This window comes from Parabacteroides acidifaciens, from assembly GCF_003363715.1.
In the GTDB taxonomy this organism is placed as follows: domain Bacteria; phylum Bacteroidota; class Bacteroidia; order Bacteroidales; family Tannerellaceae; genus Parabacteroides; species Parabacteroides acidifaciens.
On the sequence record NZ_QREV01000034.1, the window covers coordinates 23,020 to 45,584 of the forward strand.

The window sequence follows — 22,565 nt, forward strand, 5'->3', positions numbered from 1 at the left end:
AACTATCACCAGGTAATATCGTATGTATCATTTTAGTCGCCTTTTTCTTTTTATTCCAGTCAAGCTTGCTCGTTGGCGGAGTCAAAACTAAAAAGTATATTAACACAGCAGGACTGTTCATCCAATCCTTTGCCAACGAAAACAACGTCAATTCCATATCGTCAAACGAGGTGCAACAAATCTGTCACAGGCTGACCAGTCAATATCCGGTTCTGGAAAAATATATAGAAAAGATGGAGTCCGACATTACATCTTCACAAACAATCGTTCGCAATTCTGCAGATTTCACCTATATAATATGTCACAATCTGAAAAATCAAATCAATTATTATATATGGAGAAGGATCGGGTGGATGATAATGGGCATGATAGTTTGTCTGATATTGCTATACATCAATAACAAACAGACACACTCAAGAACAACCGGACGCAGGATTTACCAACGGCAATACACCCCAAGAAGAATAAGAAAATGAATATTTAAACTTAATAATTATATCATGGAACATTTAGATCCCAAAAGTCCGAATCATATATTGATCGGTTTAGGAGGTACAGGTGGGAAAGTGCTCAAAGCCATCCGTAAAAGATTATTTCAGGAATTTCCTAATGAAGAAGATCGCAGCAAACTTTCTATCGGATTTATATATGTGGATTCCACGCGTGAGATGATGAACCCAAACGATCCTACATTCAGGGTTTTAGGAAAAGATGCATCATTTACTGAAAGTGAATTTGTGGATATCAAATCTGTCGATCTTAATCAAATACTTGACAATCTGTCTAATTATCCAGGCTTGAAATATATTGTCAAGAATGGCAATTCCATGAAAAACACATTGGGAGAAGTCGGTAAAGCGGCAGGCCAGAAACGACGTGCCGGACGCATTTTGTTTGCAGCCAACTGCAATAAATTTCTTTCCGCACTGAACGCGCAATATAACAAAGTTGTAAATATTTCAAAAGACAATAAAGTCAACCTCCATGTATTTACAGGATTAGCCGGAGGGACCGGCTCAGGTGCCATTATTGACGTCATAGCCCAAATCAGAGCGCAACAAGTATTTAAGCATGCGGAACTGACAGTCTATGCAATGGTACCCGAACTTACTATTCCGGAAGGATGTCAGGCCGGAAGATACCATCAAAACGGATATGCCGCGCTTAAGGAGTTGAGTGCGCTCAATGCAGGCCGCTTCTTACCAAGTGACGTGATCAATGGTAATGAACATGTAAATATCGATACCACACCACTAAAGCAGTTCGGACTGGTTTTATACTCCAATATCAACGAAAACGGACTTAGCGTAAACTCTTTTACCGAACTTCCCCAGTTATTAGCAGATATGGTGTATTTCAGGCTTTTCTTAGAAGAAAAAAATACTATAACTGATGATTTCATTCATTCACTGGAATCTGAAAATTACAATGATTTCCTCATTGAATACAGCGCTAAATCAAAAGGATTGGACAAAGAGAGAGCAAGAACAAAAGGAATTAGCACCTTCGGTATCAAGCGAATCATTTATCCGGAGAAACGAATCTTGGAACATATTACTTATTCCATTGGCCAACGGATTCTTAGGCAAATGCAATACAATAACTTCAAAGAAGATTTCGGATTCGTAGCAGAAGGAAACCCTATCGATTACCGAGAAAAATATATCGACGGAAAAGAGGGAGATAGAAATCTGCGTGAATGGCTTTTAGATGACAGCCATTTACAACTGGAAGAAAAAATCTTTGACACAGACAAGAATTGTGAGAATTTCAATAATTTCTGGGCTACAGTCACAAATGACTACACGTATGAAAATGCGAAAAAAGTAGACAGCGAGCCGCTTAACTTCTTAGAGGGATATTGTGATGACATTTACAAACACCAATTCAGAAATAAAAAAGGAGTCGAAGAGTATTTCAAAGACAAGAGCGATGACAAACTACTTAAAGAACAAGCCGGATTTATTGTAGAACGAATCGAAAGACACCTCTACACACAATGGTTTGAGGGGCAGTTATCCATGTTCGATCTTTTGAATATCTGCGAAGTCATCCTCAATTACATTAAAAAGAAATTGAAGGAAATGGAAGGCCGCATTTCCGAATGTGACGATAAAATCAAAAACGGCATACTGGATGCAGACGATATAAAAAGCGAATTCAATAATCTTGGATTATTACAACGGGCCGCCGGTAAATCGTCGAAGTTATATTCGGAATTCCAAACTGCGCTTAAAGACATTTATACCATCCGCACACATCGCGTGGCCATGCAGTTCGAGGGACGCCTTTTGAGTAAATTAAAAGTCGCTTTCGAAGATTTCAGTACAGAGGTCAGTGAGTTTATCGGTAAACTGCTTAGCTCTATGGAAACAGCAGAAATTCGTATTTCAGATCGAAACAAAAATATAAAGGGAATCGCAGACCTCTCACAGGTGATTGTAGAAGTGAGTGAGGACGACAAAATGCTCCGTATAGAGAAAGAGCTTATGCTTGATAGAAGCGTACAAGACACATGGGCGGGATTAGTCAGAAAAGCGATTGCCGGACAACGCACATTCGCACACTTCAATGAATTAGCGAACGCAACAGACGATAACACCATATTTGAAATTTTCGATACTGTTTTAAGTCCTGTGATTAAAGTCAAACACGATGAGAATTATAAGAATGACCGTGTTTTAGGGCTCAATGTACTACAACAGCTTCAGAAAGTACTCACAACGGAAGCTGACATTAAGAAGTTTGCACTTAATGTAATAAACCAAAGTGGAACATTCTTGAAACTTGATGATGGCCAATTAAGTAAGTATATCAAAAACAACCCAAACCCTGTCAGTGAGCCTCACAGCATCAATCGGAAATCCATTCTTATTTCCATGCCATCCGATGAAGGCAACGATAGTCTGAAAGCTTTTTCTGAAAAACTAAAAGCCCAATTCAAAAGTGCTTTTGGCAACTCTACAGCGGGATACAACCTGAAATTCGATACTTCAAGTGAACGTAAAAACGAAATCACGATTGCTTCCGTCAAATGTTGCTTCCCGATACGCGCCATCGAATGGTTGCCGGACTACGAACGGGAATACAACAATATGGTCGACAACCCCAACCCTACAGAAGCAAAAGAGGCTCGCATCTTGTTGCACTGTGAAGGAGACGGATCGCTACTGCCGGATTTGATGGGAGAGAAAAAAGTTACAGCCAATGAAATGATCTCTTATCTTTTTGTAGCTGCCGCTATTAATCTGATCGGTATCAAAGAAAACGAACAAGAAGAACGAGGCTGGTGTATTGTCAACAAAGACAAATGGGGATCAGAAATTATCACTTTACTATCGCCACACTTCACGGAAATCATCAATAGCGAAGAGATAGATGAAGATATTCTGGACAACATCAAAGAGAAAGTTGATGAAGTTTTAAAGAATCCTGATTTGAAAATGAGTGAACGTAAAGAAATGGCAGACCGCATCATCGTCATTATGCGCGATCATGTCAGCAAAGAATGTTCCAGCCCAACATCTCCTAAATATAACCAGTATGGCAAAGAGGCTGATAAAGCATTAGATATGATCAACAAAAAATAAACAAAAATATGGATAGAAAAAACGATAGAAGCAGATACAAATATGGTATTTGCACCAATAGAGAAAATAGAGAAAACGGACAACCCTGCCCAAAATATAAAAATAAAGAAGTCCAACAAATCAGAGCCGGACAAGATTTCATTTGCGAAGAGTGCAAAGAACCTCTACGCGAAGTTCCTGCCCCACCTGCAAAAGTAAACAAAAAGCTCATCGGCACGGTGGTAGCCGTTATTGTTTTCGGCAGTATCGGCACCTATTTCTTACTGCCCAAAGAACCGTCCTTGACTGACATCGACCTCAGCCAAACCACAGTCGAACAAACCGCCCCCAGCACAGATACCCTGCAGGTAACATCTGAGCCTCAAGAAGTAAAGCCTGAAATACAACAACAGCTTACTTCTGATCCTGACAGTGAAACACTAAATGGTAAAGGGACTATCGATCTGGGGTACGGGATCTATACCGGTGAATTAAAAAATGGCAAGCCACACGGATATGGCAAAATCACCTATAAGACTAAAAGTAAGATTATCTCTTCAAAAGATTTTATCGCAAATCCGGGTGACACCTTTGAAGGAGATTTCCGGGACGGCAAAATCAGCGGCTTAGGTTATTGGGATCATGATGGAAATAAAACAGCTGTAAAACCATGATCCGATGCATCCTCATAGTCATGATAACGATGACAGCATTCACATTGGGTGTGGATGCTGCTACATCATTTCGTACCCATTGCCTGGAAGCTCTCTCTAAAGCAGTCAAGATCGACCTGCCCGAACGTATCGATAAAAACATTGATAATGATTCGACTTGGAGTTTTGCAGGCAAACAGTTGCGCGTACGAACCAATGCCTATGGAGATGTATCGCACATCGGATACAAATTATTCGACAGCCATTGGATAAAGGACTATGAAGCACTACCGCTTCTTGACTTCATAGAACGTTATGCATTAGAACAAGATGTGCATATAGAGAACGTTGACAAAACAGAAGAAGCAAGCAGAAAGAACGTAACATTTATTGAAGGTAATGCCTCCATGCTACGATTGCGAACCCCTGATATTCCATTCACAATCAATGAAAAGGAACGTCGCGAGTACAGCGTAAAGTGGGGCAAGGGTGGCAATAAAGTCTGTATGATAATACCGGCAGACTACCAGCTTATCACCGGTACTAACGCAATAGAATTGGAAAACATTTTCGAACGCGATGTACGCCGTTTAAGTTCAGTCTTAATAGCCGACACATTACCGAACGGCTGGAATGATAGCGAAATATCCCGTTCTGACAGTTTAGTCATTGCAAGCAATGGCTATTACCTTAGTCAAATGATACGTTCCGATTTATACATGTACGAAGTATCAGGAAAAAGTCACATTTCATTAGATACGTCAAAGCCCCTTCAAAGCGTCAACAACATCCTGCTTACAGGATGTTGCAACAAAGAAATACCGGTTGAACTGACTATAGACAAATATGGCTATATAAAAACTGATATTGAAATATCCTGGCAGCAATTCATGCTCTATTGCCAACAAGAAAATTGTAAATTTTATCTTGGCATAAAGAGCTTTACCGAAGAAACAATTACTGCCACTCTTTTTGCCGTAAACTACAAGATGGCATATAACCATATGATTAGCCTCAAATTTCCTCTCAGTATCCTTTATAAAGGTGAAGGGAAAATGAAAGGAACATTATATGCTTATACGCCTCTACATAATATTTCCGAACAATTTTTCTTTAACAATCTAAATCAAGATGACAGTGAACATTAAACTTTTATTATCCGTCATTTTATCTTGCTTACCATGGGGCATGCTACTTGCCGACCAAAAAGAAGATGTAAAAATGCAGATTAACAAAATAAAAAAAAGTACACAGTACATTTATGCTGAATCGACAGCTTCTTCAGAAGAGGAAGCAAGAAATTACGCGGAAGAAAAACTATATGAAGAGATTAATGCATGGGTTGCAACACAAAAGAGAATCAAAAAAAGTAGCAACTTGGTAGTGAACAACACGAAAGAACTTTGGAGCACCTTGTCTATGCCACGGGGAAACAATATGTTCCGATTTTTTATCTATCTGAAAAAGAGTGATATTATACCGACAGATAATGTCGTCATAATATCGAATACAAATTTACCTCCGGTAGAAGAAACTATCCACGCATCCATCCCCGAAGCAATAAAGACGATCGCTCCATTGACTGAATATGCCGATATGGCTGCAAAAATAAAGGAACTAAAAACGGAGGAAAAAATTAAAAGCTATTCCCGGTATGCATCTTTAAACAATCCCGAAAAATGTTATTTGGTAATTTATAACAGAGAAGGAAAAATTGTAGCGATACTAACGCCCGGAATAAAAAGACGAAATATAAAAAACAACAAAGCAGACGGTATAGAAAATTATAGTGGATGCGGAGCCATCGGAATTGAATTATAAACAATAATCTATAAATCAGGTGTAATGAAAACAAAAATATCATATATACTTATTTCCATTGTTTGTATGCTTATGCTAAATATGCCGAAAGGCATAGCAGTAACAGTAACGTTGACGGTTGATGAATACACAGATCGCCCGGCAGCCTTGAACAATGCAGCCAACAATTTAGCGATCATATTGACAGAGATCAACCGTGCTCAACAAGCAAAAAGCATCCTAACAACCAAACATTTACCAATGGATGAGTTTTCGCTTAAATCTTTACTGCGTTTATGGGCCGTAACTCCATTCTATTGCGATGACGAAGAAGTCGTAGATCGCTGCTGGGTATTCAAAGATGGAACTATGATGGTCAGCCATATTCCACTTATTATCACTCCCGAAAACGAAAATTTCGGTGTTGGAGCTTATCAAGAGGCAGTGGTAGAGTTTGATCCAAAAGGAAATATTACAGATTTTCGTTTAGCTCTCGATGCACATACCGCTGAAAGTATGGAACGATGCGGAAGTGTGGTTGAAAAAGAAAAACAAATGATCATCATGCAATATATCGAACGTTTCCGGACGGCCTATAATCAACGCGACTCCAATTATATCGAAAAGATTTTCAGTGACGATGCATTGATTATCACGGGGAAAGTCGTTATTACCCGGACGCATAGCGACTTAGGCAAGATGCGTCAGAAAGTCGAATACACCAAACAAACCAAAGAACAATACATACGAAACCTAAAAAAAGCATTCAAACGTAACAAGTGGATTGATGTAAAGTTTAGCGAAATAGGCGAATACGGTGAAAGTGGAGGATGTGCCGGAATCACGCGATCAACTATTGATCCTACCAAATATGGTGTACGCTTACGTCAAGAATGGAATTCAAGCAATTATAGTGATAAAGGTTACCTATTTCTTTTATGGGAGTTCCCTGAAGATGGTAAGGATCCCATTATTCACGTACGTACATGGCAGCCAGAATGGGTTGGAGGTACTCTTCAACAACCGGACGATAATATTTCCACACTGGGAGCATTCGATTTGTAAGATTAAAGCGGGTTAAGACAAATAGCATAAATAATATGAAACGATTAGTTTGGATTTTGCTCATAACATGGGCAACATTGCCTTTGTGGGCGCAATCAGAATATATTTCGAACAGCCGTTATATAGAAGCTGACCGTATTGAAAACCTCAGTGGAAATAGCGGCCTCCTATTACTATCTAAGCATAATGACTTGATCATCAGTATTACCAATTCAGCCAAGAAGGTGTCTATTTATCCGAAAGGTGAACGCCCTGACGGATACTATGAGTATTGTGTCATTATTGATGCCGAAGACACGCGTACCCCAAAGGTAGAAGTAAGCCGGCGGGGAAGTGTATATAAAACAGAATTGACACAAACAGTCAAACCAGACTTTTTAATCGCCTACCGTATAGAAGAAGTACAAAAACCTATTCGTATGGACGATCAGACAACCAGCAGCGATGTACATTTAAATGCAGAGGAGGCAAAAATAGAATTCACCACGACAATAAAAAATTTAAAAGTGGAGTGTTCGCCAAAATTGGAGGCGAAAGTAAGCACTCATATCAGTCGTTCCGATCCCAATATATCCATAACAACAGTTGTGATTCCCGTCAGTGTACTTCAGAAAGCCCAAAAGATGATCGAATCCACTCACAAAAAACATGATGAGTTGGACAACAAACCTGAACATTCAGAAGAAGAATGGGAAAGATTAGATTCACTCCAAAATGAAGTAGACAAAGCAAAAGCCTTTTTTGAAGAACTGGTCTATGTCACAATTTATGCAGAGAGCACCAACCAGCTTGCAATAGACATCAGAGATATGGGACCACGCTCCAAAAAATGTTATGCTGTATTGCCACTTATTATTGAGAAAAATGTATTTGTAACGGAATGTAGCATGTTTATGAGTGAAGGCGGGAAATTGTTTGGTATGCGTAAATACAAAGATGCACGCATTGCTTACGAAAATGCCTTAAAATCAAAGGACGTAGTTGTGAATATGCGTCCTAATATCCAAGAATCGATCACACAATGTGACACTTGCATCCTGTATGAGAGCTTAGCTGCGATGGCAATCAAAAAGATTTCTGAAATGAAGAAAAATGGAACTGCGACACAAGACGAAGTCGCAAAATATGCTTCAGCCGCAATCGAATTCATGCAAGTACTCAATACCTACAATCCTGATGAGTTCTATATCACACGTATTAAAAACATGAAAAATATGCTCACGGATATGCCTCTGAAAATCAAATTTGCCATTGTAGAATGGAAAACCTTACATGAAGGCAGCTATATACCCAATGTGGAAGTATGGGGATATTACGGTACTCCATATGTTTCATCAAACACGTTTTCATCGGATAAGAAATTCAAAAAAATATTATCCAAGGAAGGATTCAATTACAAGCAAATAGGGGTGTCAAACAAACAAGGTATTGTAGAAATAGAACTGGATAGGACCAATCTGCCCGAAGGAATTCTATTTCGACCGGATAGCGAAAGTAATATTAAGATTGCATATATGAGTATAGCCGATTTATTGCGTCAAGCACACGGGACATATATGGAGAAACAATTCCGCTTAAGGATGTACACCAAATAAAAACTTATCAATCATTTAATATAATATCAACATGAAGAAAATGCTTTTAAAAAAAATCACTATTGCCATTGCAATAGCATTTTGCGCCACAAACATTTCTGCTCAAGGTTTTTTTAAGAAACTGGAGAAAGTCACAAACAAAGTGGAGTCTGCTACAAAAGTTTTAGATTCCACCGCCGAATCGGAATCGGCCAACCAACAACCTACAGACAGCATTTCCCCACAAGATTTTTTAAAAGACGCCCCTTCTTACACTGTGAGTAAAGTAATCGTAACCGATTCTTTAGGTAATTCTCTGAATGAAGATGGAACGACAAGAGTTCGCTACTTGCTGATCGACAAAGATGGAAAAGTATGTGAATCCAATGCTGCCAAAAAACATTTGAATTCTGCATTGAAGTCAGGAGGACTCATTTTATTAAAAGTAGGTGGAGGAGCTACCGCAGGTGCTTTAATTGGCAAAAAAGTAGGAGGTTCCAAAAAAGGTGCTTGGATCGGAGCCGGAGTTGGTGCCGCTGCAGGTTTATTAGGTTCTTCTAAAGACATCAAGAAAGTAAAAGAGCAAGTAAAGCTTATGAAAGAATGTAAGAAGCTTTTGGCTACTTATGAAAAAACTTTTACAGAAGAAGGCATTCCTACAGACGCATCGATAGACCTTACGGACGTAGATGGCATCAACTTTACTGCATGCGAAGAAATCACAAAGAGTGCAGACGATGTAAAAAACGAGTTCTTGACATCTAAGACTAATGGTGAATCATTGGAAGATGTGGAATTACCGGATGACTTAAAAGTTTAATACCAATTTCTTTTTGAGTTTTGCAAATGGAATCACCTTCATTTGCAAAACTCAAATAAATAAAAAAACTATAATCAGTTCCCCAACACCTTATTCTTCGCAACCGTCGCCTGGAATTCCTTCAGGTAGAACGGTTCGAAGTAGGCGGTATCCTCAAACTTGCCGGCGGCAAAAGTCTCCTCCGCCAAGGGGATCATATTAACAGCCAATGGATGGATATCTTCCATAAACAGAGCATTCGGAGAAGCGATAACCGGTTTACATTTCGCAGCACCGTTACCGAAGAAGCATACTTTTCCTTTTTCCAGATAGGAAGCATATGTTTCTGCCTCCACTATGTCGGCAGTCGTTTCGCGGACAAGCTTTAATGATGCACCATAGATAGCCGCATACACTTCCATCCGGCGGGCATCCAACATCGCACAATAAAGGAAATCGGTCGCAGCTTTATTTTGTTTGATAGCAGTAGCTGCCATGATATCTAATGTATGGATACCGATCAAAGGAATACCGAAGCCGAAACACAAGCCTTTGGCAACGGATACACCGATACGCAACCCGGTATAAGAACCGGGACCGCTGCTGACAGCAACCGCATCCAGCTTCCCTCCTCTTTCTTTCAACACGGAAAGGGCTTCTTCTACAAATACGCCTAACAAAGCGGCATGTGAAGGGCCTTCGAAAGAGGCCTTCTCAAAAAGGACTTCCCCATTCGCAGACAAAGCGACCGAACAGACGGAAGTAGATGTTTCTATATTTAAAATGCAAGACATGATTTCACTTATTTATGGCCGCAAAAATACTATATTTTTACAGAACAATGCCTATATTATGATTATTTCATTATCCGATAACTCTTACCATTCAACAACAACACATAAACACCTTTAGGCCAGCCAGACACAGGTATTGAGCACTGAGTTCCCGAAACACCAGACTGATACCTGATCCTTCCATCTACAGAAAACACAGTAATCCAACCTGAAGCTTCCATCCCGGTCAGAACAAACACATCTCTTGTCCGATCATAATAGTATCGAATCGTTTTTTGGGGTATAGGGGTATTAGCTACTTGACTTTTCTGCAAAACGGCATAATTACGGCAAAAATAATCATCAATCTTTACAAAATCAAGACTTCCCGTCTGCCGTCCTTTTAATTCCAACTTGACAGGAAAAAACATTCCGGACAGATCCAAACGAATAGTTCCGGTTTTCCGTTCAGCCCTTTCCCCCTTTATCATTACGGGAACGGGCTGAGAAACTTGTTTATCGTTTAAAAACAACGCTAATTCACCAATATAATCCAGCTTAGTCAAATTACTAAGACAATAACGGAACGAAAAGAATGAACCATCATATCCCTCTGCCTCATTGGATGGTATGCTATATTCCTCCCCGTCCACTATCGAATAATCAGCAGACAACGATATGACAGGAGGAAGTACCGTTATGGGATAAGTGTGAACCACTCCATCCATTGCCGGCATTTCTTTCCATTCCGGACTATTTTTACTACGATAGCAAATCTTTCCATCGTATCTACCTTCCGGAAGCGTACTATATAACGAATGATTGCCTGCATAGCCAGTTCCTTTCTGCAAGGTTATATCCTGCATAAGATCTTCCGTTCCAACCAATATTCCGTTTTGATACAAAAATAGACGAAAACTACCGCTCCATGTCGATTCTGTCAGAGAAGAAGCATCCACACTAATACCCAGAGAGGTATCTGTGAGACGGGGAAATTCATTTATCAAATCACCACAGTTAATTCCTCCACTCGCTAAAAAGACAACCTGATCATCGTCTTTTCTATCTAATAAACGAATAGAATAATGATACTCAGATGAATTAGGCATCGTCAAATCATAATCTTTTCCATCATTTGTTTTCCAATAAGGAGTTAATGACATCCATTCATTATCACCTTCATCTGCTTTTACTTGAAATGAAATCGTTTCACTACTCCCGATCGGGATACGAACTCGTTCTGAAAACAACACCTTACTTCCATGTAAGACCAAACTTCCCTCAATATTCCTCTCGCTATCGTTCCGCAAAACAAACGTTCCGGTAAATTGATTTCCTCTAATTTCTTCATACACCCCATTGCCAAACCCCGAATTCATATTTAAAGAGGTATTTATTTTTGCAAAAGAAATTACCGGAACAGACTTCCGTTCTGTTACATTAATTTTTTCTATGTTTTCCAACTGAATAAGCCGCCCCTTTTCTTTAACTGATACCCGACACATGTACTCTCCCGCTTTACGAAACATATACGGAATACTAAATTCGTTATCATTTTGAGAACTATTTTCAGGACTGGAAAGTTCACTTTCAATCACATCATATATTTTACCGGACGAATCTATCAACTCTATTTTTATATAGCCCTGATAAGGGGTCATTCCATTATTCGCAATATTAACAGACAATGTTGATTCTTGATTATCAAAGATCCATTTAGGATACCAAACCGAACAATAGCCCGTCAACTCCACAGGTGTCAAGGCCTTTGGAGACAGCTCGACAGAAACGTTTTTATCCGGACTTATCACCTGCCAACTACCTTTTTCTTTTTTTACCGGAGTAAATGTATAGATAGTCTTTGCTGTAACAGGTTCCAATATTTTAAAACGATAATAAGAATTACTGCTATATACCATCGGTGAAATCTTTTTAACACCATACACTTCCAATATTTCATTTGTTGAAGGTTCAATCCATGCTATTCCGTATTCCAAAGTATCACCACCTAAAATATTCATCCCATAACTGTAAGAGATTTCAATATCGTCTCCTATATACTCCGGTTGCGAATTCAATGTCAGGCTTTCCGATTGAAACCTGACCGGTGCGACCGCTTCTCCCTCTACATTATTAGGAATAATGCCGGTAATGACGCTTAATTCATGAGGGCCAATATGTGCATGATCTCCATTTATTTTGAAAAACCCGTTATCATAACCATATTCTCCCCAATCAAAATGGAAATAATCATTACTGTCGTAACCGTCACAAACAAATTCATGCCCACCACCTGCAGACAAAACAGGACGTTTCATATCCAGTTCTTTCTTTAGCAGAGATATAAACTGATCCTCATCCATTTCTGATGTAGAAAAAGAGCGTAAAGTAGTTTGTTTGTAATCAAAATATCGAGCCATTCCAAGTACCGCATCTGAGGGAGAAGCACCACTGCCAAACGTTGTGTAATCCATCTCCGAAATGATACCGCATTGTTGTAACAGATATGAAATCTCATCTACCTCTTCGTAAGAGATTCCTTCTTTATCATCTCTATTGTAAAAATCCCTCATGCGATCCCAACGAAAAGGACGGCTAAAATCCGATTTCAAACTTATTTTATGCGTTTTCGAAATATATTCTTTTTCACCATGTCCCTGCTCCGGCCATTCCCAGTAATACATAATTTGCGCCATAGCCGTAGCCACACAACCACAGGCAGTCGATCGTCCCTCTACAATCGGTGTTTCATTCGAAAAAGGAAAAGCTTGTCCCCACCTACTCTTTAAAAGAGGAGAAACAATCTCCGCAATCCCCTCTATCGATTTTAATTCGATATTCGTATGAGCAGCATTATCCACATATCTTTTCAAAAACCACCGCAAAGCCTCAGGTACAACGTCCGTATTAAACAGTTCTTCTTGATTATATCCGACAACTTCTTGATTTGAAATAATTACAAACCCCCTTTCTCCTACATTATAGACATAATATAAAGCATTATCCACACTCTTCGTATTCACTACTCCTGCGTCAGTATAAACCAGCCTTAGATGGTTTTCACCTGCACTTTTTAAATTAGAGAAAGAGAAATTCTTTGAAACAAAAGCTGATGCAGCTAAAAATGCTTGTTTCTCATGCGCATGAACCGACACAGAAAAACAGACTGATACGATCAGAAAATAAAAAACAATCTTCATAATTGTATTATATAAATAGAATTTGTTCAAAGATAAACATAATAAAAGCATTCACTCCAAAGACTTTCCAATTATTTTCTGTAAGTTTGCAATCTAATTCTCAGAATAATGATACAATCAATGACAGGATTCGGTAAGGTTACAGCCGAACTTCCTTCAAAAAAAGTAACCGTAGAAATAAAGGCTCTGAACAGTAAACAGCTGGATTTGTCAACGCGTATTCCTTCTATTTTTAAAGATAAGGAAATGCAGATACGCAGTTTGTTACTCCAGTCATTGGAACGTGGGAAAGTCGAATTCAATATATTCATCGAATATATCGGAAAAGACATCCCCACCCAAATCAACCTGCCTGCGGTGGAAAACTACTACAACCAGATCAAAGATATTTCCGACAAACTGAATATCGCGCTTCCTTCAGACTGGTTCCAGACATTACTTCGCATGCCGGACGTAATCAAGACAGAGGCGCAGGAAGTAAACGAGGAAGAATGGACAGTCGTAGAGGGTGCGATCAAAGAGGCAATCAAGCATCTTTGCGATTTCCGCATCCAGGAAGGCGCCATGTTGCAAAAGCTGTTTGAACAGAAAATTGCCAACATCGCACGTCTGCTTTCGGAAGTAGAACTCTATGAAAAGGAACGGATCGAAAAGGTAAAGACCCGCATCATGGACAACCTCGAAAAGATTGCCGGACAGGACTACGACAAGAACCGTTTCGAACAGGAAATGATCTATTACATCGAAAAGCTGGATGTAAACGAAGAAAAGAACCGCCTGGACAACCACCTGAAATACTATATCAGCACAATGGAAAGCGGACACGGACAAGGCAAAAAGCTTGGTTTCATCGCCCAAGAAATAGGACGTGAAATCAATACGCTCGGTTCGAAAAGTAACCATGCGGAAATGCAAAAGATCGTCGTTCAGATGAAAGACGAACTGGAACAGATCAAGGAACAAGTATTAAATGTATTATAAAACAAGCATATGGCCGGCAAATTGATCATATTCTCCGCACCGTCTGGTTCGGGCAAATCAACTATCATTAATTTCCTGCTGAAGCAGAACCTGAACCTGCATTTCTCCATCTCGGCAACAAGCCGGGCCCCGCGCGGAACGGAAAAAGACGGAGTGGAATATTATTTCCTTACTCCGAACGAATTTCGCAGCCGTATCGCAGCCGGGGATTTTCTGGAATACGAAGAAGTCTATACAGATAAATATTACGGCACGCTGAAAAGCGAAGTCGAAAGAAGACTCAATAACGGCGATAACGTGATATTCGACGTCGACGTGGTTGGCGGGTGTAACATCAAGAAATTCTACGGCGACCGCGCATTGTCGGTTTTCATCCAACCTCCTTGCATCGCAGACCTGCGGAAACGCCTCGAAGGTCGTGGGACGGATACCCCGGAAGTGATCGAAAGCCGCATCGCAAAAGCTGAATACGAACTCAGCTTTGCAGACAAATTCGATGTAATCGTGGTTAATGACAAGCTGGAAAAAGCACAGGACGAAGCATTGAAGGTGATAAAAGAATTCCTAAAAAAGGCATGAGTAATAAGAGTTTATCCAAAAAGTGGCTGTACACCTTTATAGTAATAGCAATCCTGGCACTTGTCACCTGTGCGTTCGCCCTTTATTATAAGGAATATATAATCGCAACCGGTACCGGACTGGTATTTGGCATACAGGCCATTAATATTTTCAAGTGGAAACGAAACTGATACAGGACGCAACCGGGAAACGCAAAACCGGCATCTATTCCGGTTCATTCAATCCGGTTCACATCGGCCATTTGGCATTAGCCAACTGGCTGTGTGAATTTACGGAATTGGATGAATTGTGGTTCTTGATCACTCCACATAATCCGTTAAAGGCAAAAGGAGAGTTGATGGATGACCGGCTTCGCTACGAACTGGTGAAAAAATCCATTGCCGGTTATCCCAAATTCCAGGCAAGCGACTTCGAGTTTTCACTTCCGCAACCCACTTACACCATCCATACCCTCCGGGCATTAGAAAAAAATTATCCGGACAGGGAATTTTATTTTATCATGGGAGCTGACAACTGGAAATACATCACCAGGTGGGTGGAATATGAATCCATCGTTTCCAATTATCCTATCTTCATCTATCCCCGTAAAGGTTTCGATGTCGAAATACCAGCACAATATCCTCATATTAAATTAGTAGACGCCCCTTTAATCGAAATATCCTCCTCTTTCATCCGCCAGGCATATGAAGCAGGGAAAGACGTCCGTTTCTTCCTGCCCGAAGCCATACGAAACCTGCCTTTCTGATTACAAAACAATACCTTTTAAGAACATAAAGCGTAAAGTCGCACCCGTTTTTAGGGGATAAGTAAGAAAAGTTTTGTACTTTTGCGCCGTATTATACAAAATAATAGCATAATGAATCTATTAGAACTGAGTGAACAGGAAATCATAAGACGTAACAGCATGGAGCAGTTGCGCCAGATGGGGATAGAGCCTTATCCCGCCGCTGAGTACGTAACAAACGCATTTTCCAAAGAAATAAAAGAGAATTTTAAAGACGACGCGGAGCCTCGTCCTGTCAGCATTGCAGGCCGTATCATGAGCCGCCGTATTATGGGTAAGGCTTCCTTTATGGAGCTGCAGGATTCCGAAGGCAGAATACAGGTTTATATCTCTCGCGATGATATCTGTCCGGAAGAAAACAAAGACTTGTACAACGTCGTTTTCAAAAAGTTACTGGATATCGGCGACTTCGTCGGAATCAAAGGTTTTGTATTCCGTACACAGATGGGCGAAATTTCCGTTCATGCACAGGAACTGACCGTATTATCCAAATCACTCAAACCGCTGCCGGTCGTTAAATATAAAGACGGCGTAGCATACGACGGATTTAACGATGCAGAATTGCGCTATCGCCAGCGTTATGTCGACCTGGTAGTAAACGATGGCGTAAAGGATATTTTCATGAAACGCGCAAAAGTCATCAAAACAATGCGTACTGCGCTGGATGAAGCCGGATATACGGAAGTAGAAACTCCTATTTTGCAATCGATCCCCGGAGGGGCAAGTGCACGTCCGTTTATCACACATCACAATTCATTGGATATCGGTCTCTATCTGCGTATCGCAACTGAGCTTTACCTGAAAAGACTGATCGTCGGAGGGTTCGAAGGCGTCTACGAAATCGGCAAGAATTTCCGTAACGAAGGTATGGACCGGACGCACAATCCGGAATTTACATGTATGGAGCTTTATGTCCAATATAAGGATTATAACTGGATGATGAGTTTCACCGAGCAACTGCTGGAACGGATCTGCATCGCAGTCAATGGCACGAGCGAAAGCACTGTCGACGGTAAGACTATCAGCTTTAAAGCACCCTACCGCCGCTTACCGATATTGGATGCCATCAAAGAAAAAACAGGTTACGACCTGAACGGCAAAAGCGAAGATGAAATCCGTTCGATCTGCAAAGAATTGAAACTGGAAATCGACGATACAATGGGCAAAGGTAAGCTGATCGATGAAATATTCGGTGAATTCTGCGAAGGCACATTCATCCAGCCGACCTTCATCATCGACTACCCTGTCGAAATGAGCCCGCTTACAAAGATGCACCGAAGCAAACCGGGACTGACCGAACGATTCGAGCTGATGGTCAACGGTAAAGAATTGGCCAACGCCTATAGCGAGCTGAACGACCCGATCGACCAGGAAGAACGCTTCAAAGAACAATTGCGCCTGAGCGAAAAGGGAGATGACGAAGCGATGTTTATCGACCAGGATTTCCTGCGTGCCCTGCAATTCGGTATGCCTCCTACGTCCGGTATCGGTATCGGCATCGACCGCTTGGTGATGTTGATGACAGGCCAGACAACCATCCAGGAAGTATTGCTCTTCCCGCAAATGCGTCCGGAAAAGACAGCCAAGAAAGATGCAGCCGATAAGTATGTAGCTTTAGGCATCGACGAAGCTTGGGTTCCCGCCCTGCAGAAAGCCGGATATATAACAGTCGACATGCTGGCTGATGTAAATCCCAACAAGCTGAGACAGGAGCTCTGCGAAATGAATAAGAAATATAAGTTGGAATTGCAAAACCCAACTGCCGAAGAAGTTGAGGCATGGATTGCCAAAGTTGTCAAATAATAGATAATACTATGAAGTTGCCCGGAAAAATTGCAATAATGGGTGGTGGTAGCTGGGCTACCGCCTTGGCCAAGATTGTACTTTCTACACAAGATAGTATTAACTGGTATATGCGTCGACCAGACCAGGTGGAAGAGTTTATGCTGTTGGGGCATAACCCCAGCTATCTCTCTGCTATTAAATTCGATACTGACAAAATCAAATTCTACACAGATATAAACGAGGTAATAAAAGAGTCGAATACATTAATTTTCGCCACCCCGTCCCCATTCCTGAAACAGCATCTGATGAAGGTGACCACTTCGATGAAGGACAAATTCATCATCTCAGCCATCAAGGGAATCGTACCGGACGAAAATATGCTTGTAGCCGACTACTTTGCCGAGTATTACGATGTACCGATTGATAATATCGCCGTTATCGGTGGACCGTGCCACGCCGAAGAGATCGCACTCGAACGGTTGTCCTACATTACGCTGGCTTGCCCGAATATCGAGAATGCGAAAGCAATCGCCCCCGTATTCAAAAACCAATATCTGAACAACTCCTGTTGCAAGGATGTTACAGGTATTGAATATGCATCCGTTTTGAAAAACGTATATGCTATCGTTGCCGGTATCTGCCACGGTATGAAATACGGAGATAACTTCCTGGCGGTTTTCATCTGCAACGCGATTGAAGAGATGCGAAACTTCCTCAATGCCGTACATGGTTTGGAACGGGATGTGACCGACTCCGTATATCTCGGCGATTTGTTGGTGACCGCTTATTCCCGGTTCAGCCGGAACCGTACATTCGGTACCATGATCGGGAAAGGTTATTCCGTCAAAATAGCCCAGCTTGAAATGGAAATGATCGCAGAAGGCTATTACGGGACCAAATGTATCCGCGAGATAAACGAGAAATATAAGGTAAACATGCCGATCTTAGATACTCTATACAGTATTTTATACGAAAAGAAATCGCCGACTACCGCGATACGGCAGTTGACCGAAACATTTAAATAATAATGTGAATATGAAGAACATCAGTCTTAACATTGACAAGGCACTGGGTACTGTTACAAAAGAACAGGTGTATGCTCAGGCTGCAAAGGCTAACGAATGTAATGCCACTTTACAAAATGGTAATGGAGCAGGTAACGACTTTTTAGGTTGGTTGCATCTCCCCTCTTCTATTACAGATGCTGAACTTACAGACATCGAAAATACGGCTAACGTACTTCGCTCTAAATGTGAAGTCGTTGTTGCCATCGGTATCGGCGGTAGCTATCTGGGAACAAAAGCAGTGGTAGAAGCCCTGAACAATAGCTTCGACTGGTTGCATACAGACCGTAAAAACCCGGTTCTGGTATATGCCGGACACAATATCGGCGAAGACTACCTGTATGAACTTTGCGAAATCCTGAAAGGTAAACAGTTCGGCCTGATCAATATTTCCAAATCCGGAACGACTACCGAACCGGCCTTAGCTTTCCGTATGTTGAAGAAACAGCTGGAAGATGTAGTCGGCAAAGAAGAGGCCAAACACCGCATCGTTGCCATCACAGATGCCAAGAGAGGTGCGCTCCGTACATTGGCAGATCAGGAAGGTTATAAGACATTTATCATTCCTGACAATGTAGGCGGCCGTTTCTCCGTACTGACTCCGGTTGGTTTGTTGCCTATCGCAGTTGCAGGTATCAATATCCGCGATCTGGTCGCTGGAGCTGTTTCAATGGAAAAAGCGACAGACGTAAGCGTACCTTTCGCCGATAATATGGCTGAAATCTATGCTGCAACGCGTAATGAATTATATAAGAGCGGTAAGAAAGTTGAAATCCTCGCAAACTTCCACCCGAAACTCCACTACATCGCAGAATGGTGGAAACAGTTGTACGGCGAAAGCGAAGGTAAGAACGGCAAAGGTATTTTCCCGGCTTCCGTAGACCTGACAACCGACCTGCACTCTATGGGCCAGTGGATTCAGGATGGCGAACGCACCATCTTCGAAACGGTCATTTCTGTAGAAGAGCCGACCCATAAAGTACTTGTTCCGACAGACGAAGCAAACTTGGACGGTTTGAACTTCCTTGCCGGCAAACGCGTAGATGAAGTAAACAAGATGGCAGAATTAGGTACCCAGCTGGCTCACGTAGACGGCGGTGTTCCCAACCTCAAGATCACAATGCCGGAAGTAAGCGCTTACTACATTGGCCAGTTGTTCTATTTCTTCGAAAGAGCTTGCGGCATCAGCGGTTATATGTTAGGTGTAAATCCGTTCGACCAGCCGGGTGTTGAAGCATACAAGAAAAACATGTTCGCCCTGCTGAACAAACCGGGATACGAAAAGGAAAGCGAAGCGATCCGCGCCCGATTGTAATTAAGTCGGTACATAACATAAATAAAAAGGTGAAAGTAGGAGTCCGATATCTCCCTACTTTCACCTTTTATTTTTAAGAAGATATCTCTATACTAAAGAGTTTTCTTGTATCTTTGTTTTTAGAATGTAAAAGAAAGGAGGAACCTATGTCCCGAACAGAAAAGAACAAACTGGATTTTACCATAGCTCTGATTGCAGAATTTGCCGCAACCTATAAGCTCAAGCAGAAACAAGCGTTCAATTATCTGAATCGTTTTAAAGGCATGCAATTCCTCCACAAGCATTACGATGTATTGCACACCCAATCATTCGAAGATGTCATAGAAAATCTGGCAATGGTCTGCCGCAATAATGGAGGGGAGTTGGCATGAAACTCTATCACGGCTCTAATATGGAAATTTCTTTTCCTGATTTATCACGTTCAAAGCCTTTCAAAGACTTTGGACAAGGCTTTTATCTGTCACATGATTATGAACAAGCGCAAGCTTTAGCTAAGCAAAAAGCGGAACAATTACAAACAGAAACTCCATACATAACGACCTTCGAATGGGATGAGGGAATCCTAAACGCTTCGACATTACAGACAAAAGTATTCGAAGATTATTGTGAAGAATGGGCAGAATTCGTTTTCATGAATCGTGACCGTAAACGTGTTCACCCCATACATTCTTACGATATCGTAATCGGCCCGATTGCAGATGATGGAGTCACCTATCAATTACGCCGATTTCAAATGGGAATCATTCCAATGGATAAATTGATAGAAGAACTAAAATATTCAAAAGGATTGACCATACAATATTATTTTGGGACAGAACGTGCCCTTTCTTATTTAAAGAAATTATGAAACTGACAAATGAACAAATAGAATTTTTAATCGAGGACCTAAGTAGCGAAATCATACAGATCCTTATGGAAGAATGGGAATATGATATGACACAAGCAATGGATGTCTATTATAATTCGGATACCTTCGAGCGATTAAGTAATCCGGCAACCGGATTATACTATCAAAGTGCCGGTTACGTATATGACTTTTTAAAAAGGGAAATAACAACGGGTCGGGTGGCATAACACCACCCTTTTTAGCCTATCTTATAATTAATCTCACATCCGGTAACGCAATCCCGCCATTGCCGTACCCATATGGCCGAAACCGACCTCGACAAAGCCGGCGATCTGTTTGCCGACTTCTATTCCTATCGGAGACACCTGGTACATAAAGAAGGCTTTTGTCGCCGTTTTTTCCTCCGGTAACGATTCCTTATTGATAAAGGAAGACTTCGTGGTCGCAATAGCGATACCTGCATTTATACGGGAATAAAGCGTTATAAAATTATAGTTATACCAGTTATACTTGATGGAGGGGCAAACAGAATGGAAAGAGTTATAGAAATCCCCGACCAACTTATCATTGCGAATAATCCGCTTATCACTGTTCGTATAAGAATAAACAACCCCGAAACCCAGATTTTCATCCGGATAAAAAAGATAGCTGATATTCAAGGCTCCAAACTTACCTTTATCGTCAAACAAGTCCGCATCGGCCGATGCAGGCGGATTAAAGTAGTTTTCATAATGGTCCAGCAAATCCACTACCGGCAGACCACCATAACTCAACGATACCTCATGCTGCAAATCTGTCCAATGCTGGGCTTTCGCCTGATAGCTCAGGGTACACAGCAGCGCTGCTAACAACAATAAACCCTTTTTCATACTCTTCTGATTTTATTGGTAATTATTATGGCCCGGACGCCGGGATACGTTGAACCAAAGATAAAAAAATCTACAGGATTTTAGTAACTTTGCGGAAGTTTTTTTAAGCGTAAAAAAAGATATGATTCAAGAAGCGATCACCCGATATCTGCAAAAGCAGAAACAAACTGCACTTTCTCCTAAAGCCGTGCTATTCGATATGGACGGCGTTCTATACGACTCCATGCGTTTCCACGCCCGTTCCTGGTACGAAACGGCTACCAGCCATCAGTTGATATCCACACCGGAAATTTTCTATCTGTATGAAGGACGGACAGGCGAAAGTACCATCAACGAACTGTATCAAAAGACCTTCCACCGGGATGCGACCGACGAGGAAAAGAAATCCATTTACGAAGAGAAGGCTACCTTATTCAATAAATATAATGACGGAAAGGCGATGCAGGGAGCCGCAGAGGTCTTACAGGCAGTCAAAGCGTCCAACCTGCAAACGCTCGTCGTCACCGGTTCCGGACAACACAGCCTGATAAATAAACTGGAACATACCTATCCAGGATGCTTCCAACGTGACAAGATGGTAACGGCCTTCGACGTAAAATACGGCAAACCCCATCCCGAACCCTACCTGATGGGATTGAAGAAAGCAGGTGTGCAAGCCAATGAAGCTTTCGTCGTAGAGAATGCCCCGATGGGCGTGCAGGCAGGCGTTGCAGCCGGAATTTTCACGATAGCAGTCAACACCGGACCACTCGACGACCGGGTATTGCTGGATGCCGGCGCCGACCTGCTCTATCCGAGTATGACCGCCTTAGCGGAAGATTGGAAGAATATCATGAATGCGGTCAGAAGCAACTGACATAATAAAATTAGGCACGGATTACTTTTTTTCATCCGTGCCTAAAAATTTC

The 22,565-nt window shown here is 41.3% G+C and carries 21 protein-coding genes; 18 read left to right on the plus strand and 3 right to left on the minus strand.

The genetic code is table 11. From position 1 onward, the window contains the following. Positions 1-500: 500 nt before the first annotated feature. From DWU89_RS13640 to DWU89_RS13670, 7 genes are read left to right on the plus strand one after another with little or no spacing between them, the layout of a single operon-like run. On the plus strand, positions 501-3,590 hold the full coding sequence (locus tag DWU89_RS13640) for a tubulin-like doman-containing protein (RefSeq protein WP_115500183.1): 3,090 nt from the start codon (positions 501-503) through the stop codon (positions 3,588-3,590). A gap of 8 nt (positions 3,591-3,598) precedes the next feature. Beyond that, positions 3,599-4,243 carry a hypothetical protein gene (locus DWU89_RS21110; protein WP_244205910.1) on the plus strand — a complete coding sequence of 215 codons (645 nt, stop codon included), beginning with the start codon at positions 3,599-3,601 and terminating at the stop codon, positions 4,241-4,243. Between the two features lie 29 nt (positions 4,244-4,272). Continuing rightward, positions 4,273-5,370 (plus strand): hypothetical protein, encoded by a 1,098-nt coding sequence (locus tag DWU89_RS13650; RefSeq protein WP_244205911.1) that lies wholly within the window; start codon positions 4,273-4,275, stop codon positions 5,368-5,370. Then, the gene (locus DWU89_RS13655) at positions 5,354-6,043 is read left to right on the plus strand and encodes a hypothetical protein (protein WP_244205912.1); all 690 of its coding nucleotides are present in this window, start codon (positions 5,354-5,356) and stop codon (positions 6,041-6,043) included. Before DWU89_RS13650 ends, DWU89_RS13655 begins: the two co-directional genes overlap by 17 nt. A 24-nt stretch (positions 6,044-6,067) precedes the next feature. Then, positions 6,068-7,087 carry a hypothetical protein gene (locus DWU89_RS13660; RefSeq protein ID WP_115500184.1) on the plus strand — a complete coding sequence of 340 codons (1,020 nt, stop codon included), beginning with the start codon at positions 6,068-6,070 and terminating at the stop codon, positions 7,085-7,087. A gap of 35 nt (positions 7,088-7,122) precedes the next feature. After that, positions 7,123-8,682 (plus strand): hypothetical protein, encoded by a 1,560-nt coding sequence (locus DWU89_RS13665; RefSeq protein ID WP_115500185.1) that lies wholly within the window; start codon positions 7,123-7,125, stop codon positions 8,680-8,682. Positions 8,683-8,713: 31 nt separating this feature from the next. Further along, positions 8,714-9,481, plus strand: a complete 768-nt coding sequence (locus tag DWU89_RS13670; RefSeq protein ID WP_115500186.1) for a hypothetical protein — start codon at positions 8,714-8,716, stop codon at positions 9,479-9,481. A gap of 74 nt (positions 9,482-9,555) precedes the next feature. On the opposite strand, the gene tsaB is transcribed toward DWU89_RS13670, so the two are convergent. Together tsaB and DWU89_RS13680 are read right to left on the minus strand one after the other, a co-directional pair. Further along, positions 9,556-10,254, minus strand: a complete 699-nt coding sequence (tsaB, locus tag DWU89_RS13675) for a tRNA (adenosine(37)-N6)-threonylcarbamoyltransferase complex dimerization subunit type 1 TsaB (RefSeq protein ID WP_115500187.1) — start codon at positions 10,252-10,254, stop codon at positions 9,556-9,558. A 62-nt stretch (positions 10,255-10,316) separates the two neighbouring features. Continuing rightward, positions 10,317-13,433 carry a C10 family peptidase gene (locus DWU89_RS13680; RefSeq protein WP_158543383.1) on the minus strand — a complete coding sequence of 1,039 codons (3,117 nt, stop codon included), beginning with the start codon at positions 13,431-13,433 and terminating at the stop codon, positions 10,317-10,319. 108 nt (positions 13,434-13,541) lie between these two features. Here DWU89_RS13680 and DWU89_RS13685 point away from each other — a divergent pair, with 108 nt between their 5' ends. The 10 genes from DWU89_RS13685 to DWU89_RS13725 all read left to right on the plus strand — a co-directional run bounded on the left by DWU89_RS13685 (position 13,542) and on the right by DWU89_RS13725 (position 21,015). Beyond that, positions 13,542-14,414, plus strand: a complete 873-nt coding sequence (locus DWU89_RS13685; RefSeq protein WP_167451687.1) for a YicC/YloC family endoribonuclease — start codon at positions 13,542-13,544, stop codon at positions 14,412-14,414. Between the two features lie 9 nt (positions 14,415-14,423). Beyond that, the gene (gene gmk, locus DWU89_RS13690; protein ID WP_115500190.1) at positions 14,424-14,993 is read left to right on the plus strand and encodes a guanylate kinase; all 570 of its coding nucleotides are present in this window, start codon (positions 14,424-14,426) and stop codon (positions 14,991-14,993) included. Next, entirely contained in the window at positions 14,990-15,163 is a 174-nt protein-coding gene (locus tag DWU89_RS20805; RefSeq protein ID WP_167451689.1) for a hypothetical protein, read from the plus strand. The genes gmk and DWU89_RS20805 overlap by 4 nt, the downstream gene beginning before the upstream one ends. Further along, positions 15,148-15,738, plus strand: a complete 591-nt coding sequence (gene nadD / locus DWU89_RS13695; protein WP_115500191.1) for a nicotinate (nicotinamide) nucleotide adenylyltransferase — start codon at positions 15,148-15,150, stop codon at positions 15,736-15,738. The genes DWU89_RS20805 and nadD overlap by 16 nt, the downstream gene beginning before the upstream one ends. 111 nt (positions 15,739-15,849) lie before the next feature. Next, positions 15,850-17,580, plus strand: coding sequence for a lysine--tRNA ligase (lysS, locus tag DWU89_RS13700; RefSeq protein WP_115500192.1), 1,731 nt, complete (start codon positions 15,850-15,852; stop codon positions 17,578-17,580). An 11-nt stretch (positions 17,581-17,591) separates the two neighbouring features. Continuing rightward, positions 17,592-18,587 carry an NAD(P)H-dependent glycerol-3-phosphate dehydrogenase gene (locus tag DWU89_RS13705; protein ID WP_115500193.1) on the plus strand — a complete coding sequence of 332 codons (996 nt, stop codon included), beginning with the start codon at positions 17,592-17,594 and terminating at the stop codon, positions 18,585-18,587. 10 nt (positions 18,588-18,597) lie between these two features. Then, positions 18,598-19,941 carry a glucose-6-phosphate isomerase gene (locus DWU89_RS13710; RefSeq protein WP_115500194.1) on the plus strand — a complete coding sequence of 448 codons (1,344 nt, stop codon included), beginning with the start codon at positions 18,598-18,600 and terminating at the stop codon, positions 19,939-19,941. Positions 19,942-20,087: 146 nt separating this feature from the next. Then, entirely contained in the window at positions 20,088-20,312 is a 225-nt protein-coding gene (locus tag DWU89_RS13715; protein WP_115500195.1) for a DUF3791 domain-containing protein, read from the plus strand. Further along, positions 20,309-20,788 carry a DUF3990 domain-containing protein gene (locus DWU89_RS13720; protein ID WP_115500196.1) on the plus strand — a complete coding sequence of 160 codons (480 nt, stop codon included), beginning with the start codon at positions 20,309-20,311 and terminating at the stop codon, positions 20,786-20,788. Before DWU89_RS13715 ends, DWU89_RS13720 begins: the two co-directional genes overlap by 4 nt. Continuing rightward, positions 20,785-21,015, plus strand: a complete 231-nt coding sequence (locus DWU89_RS13725; protein ID WP_115500197.1) for a hypothetical protein — start codon at positions 20,785-20,787, stop codon at positions 21,013-21,015. The genes DWU89_RS13720 and DWU89_RS13725 overlap by 4 nt, the downstream gene beginning before the upstream one ends. A gap of 33 nt (positions 21,016-21,048) precedes the next feature. On the opposite strand, the gene DWU89_RS13730 is transcribed toward DWU89_RS13725, so the two are convergent. Next, the gene (locus DWU89_RS13730) at positions 21,049-21,657 is read right to left on the minus strand and encodes a hypothetical protein (protein ID WP_115500198.1); all 609 of its coding nucleotides are present in this window, start codon (positions 21,655-21,657) and stop codon (positions 21,049-21,051) included. Between the two features lie 121 nt (positions 21,658-21,778). Here DWU89_RS13730 and DWU89_RS13735 point away from each other — a divergent pair, with 121 nt between their 5' ends. Beyond that, the gene (locus DWU89_RS13735) at positions 21,779-22,513 is read left to right on the plus strand and encodes an HAD-IA family hydrolase (RefSeq protein WP_115500199.1); all 735 of its coding nucleotides are present in this window, start codon (positions 21,779-21,781) and stop codon (positions 22,511-22,513) included. The last annotated feature ends 52 nt before the right edge of the window (positions 22,514-22,565 follow it).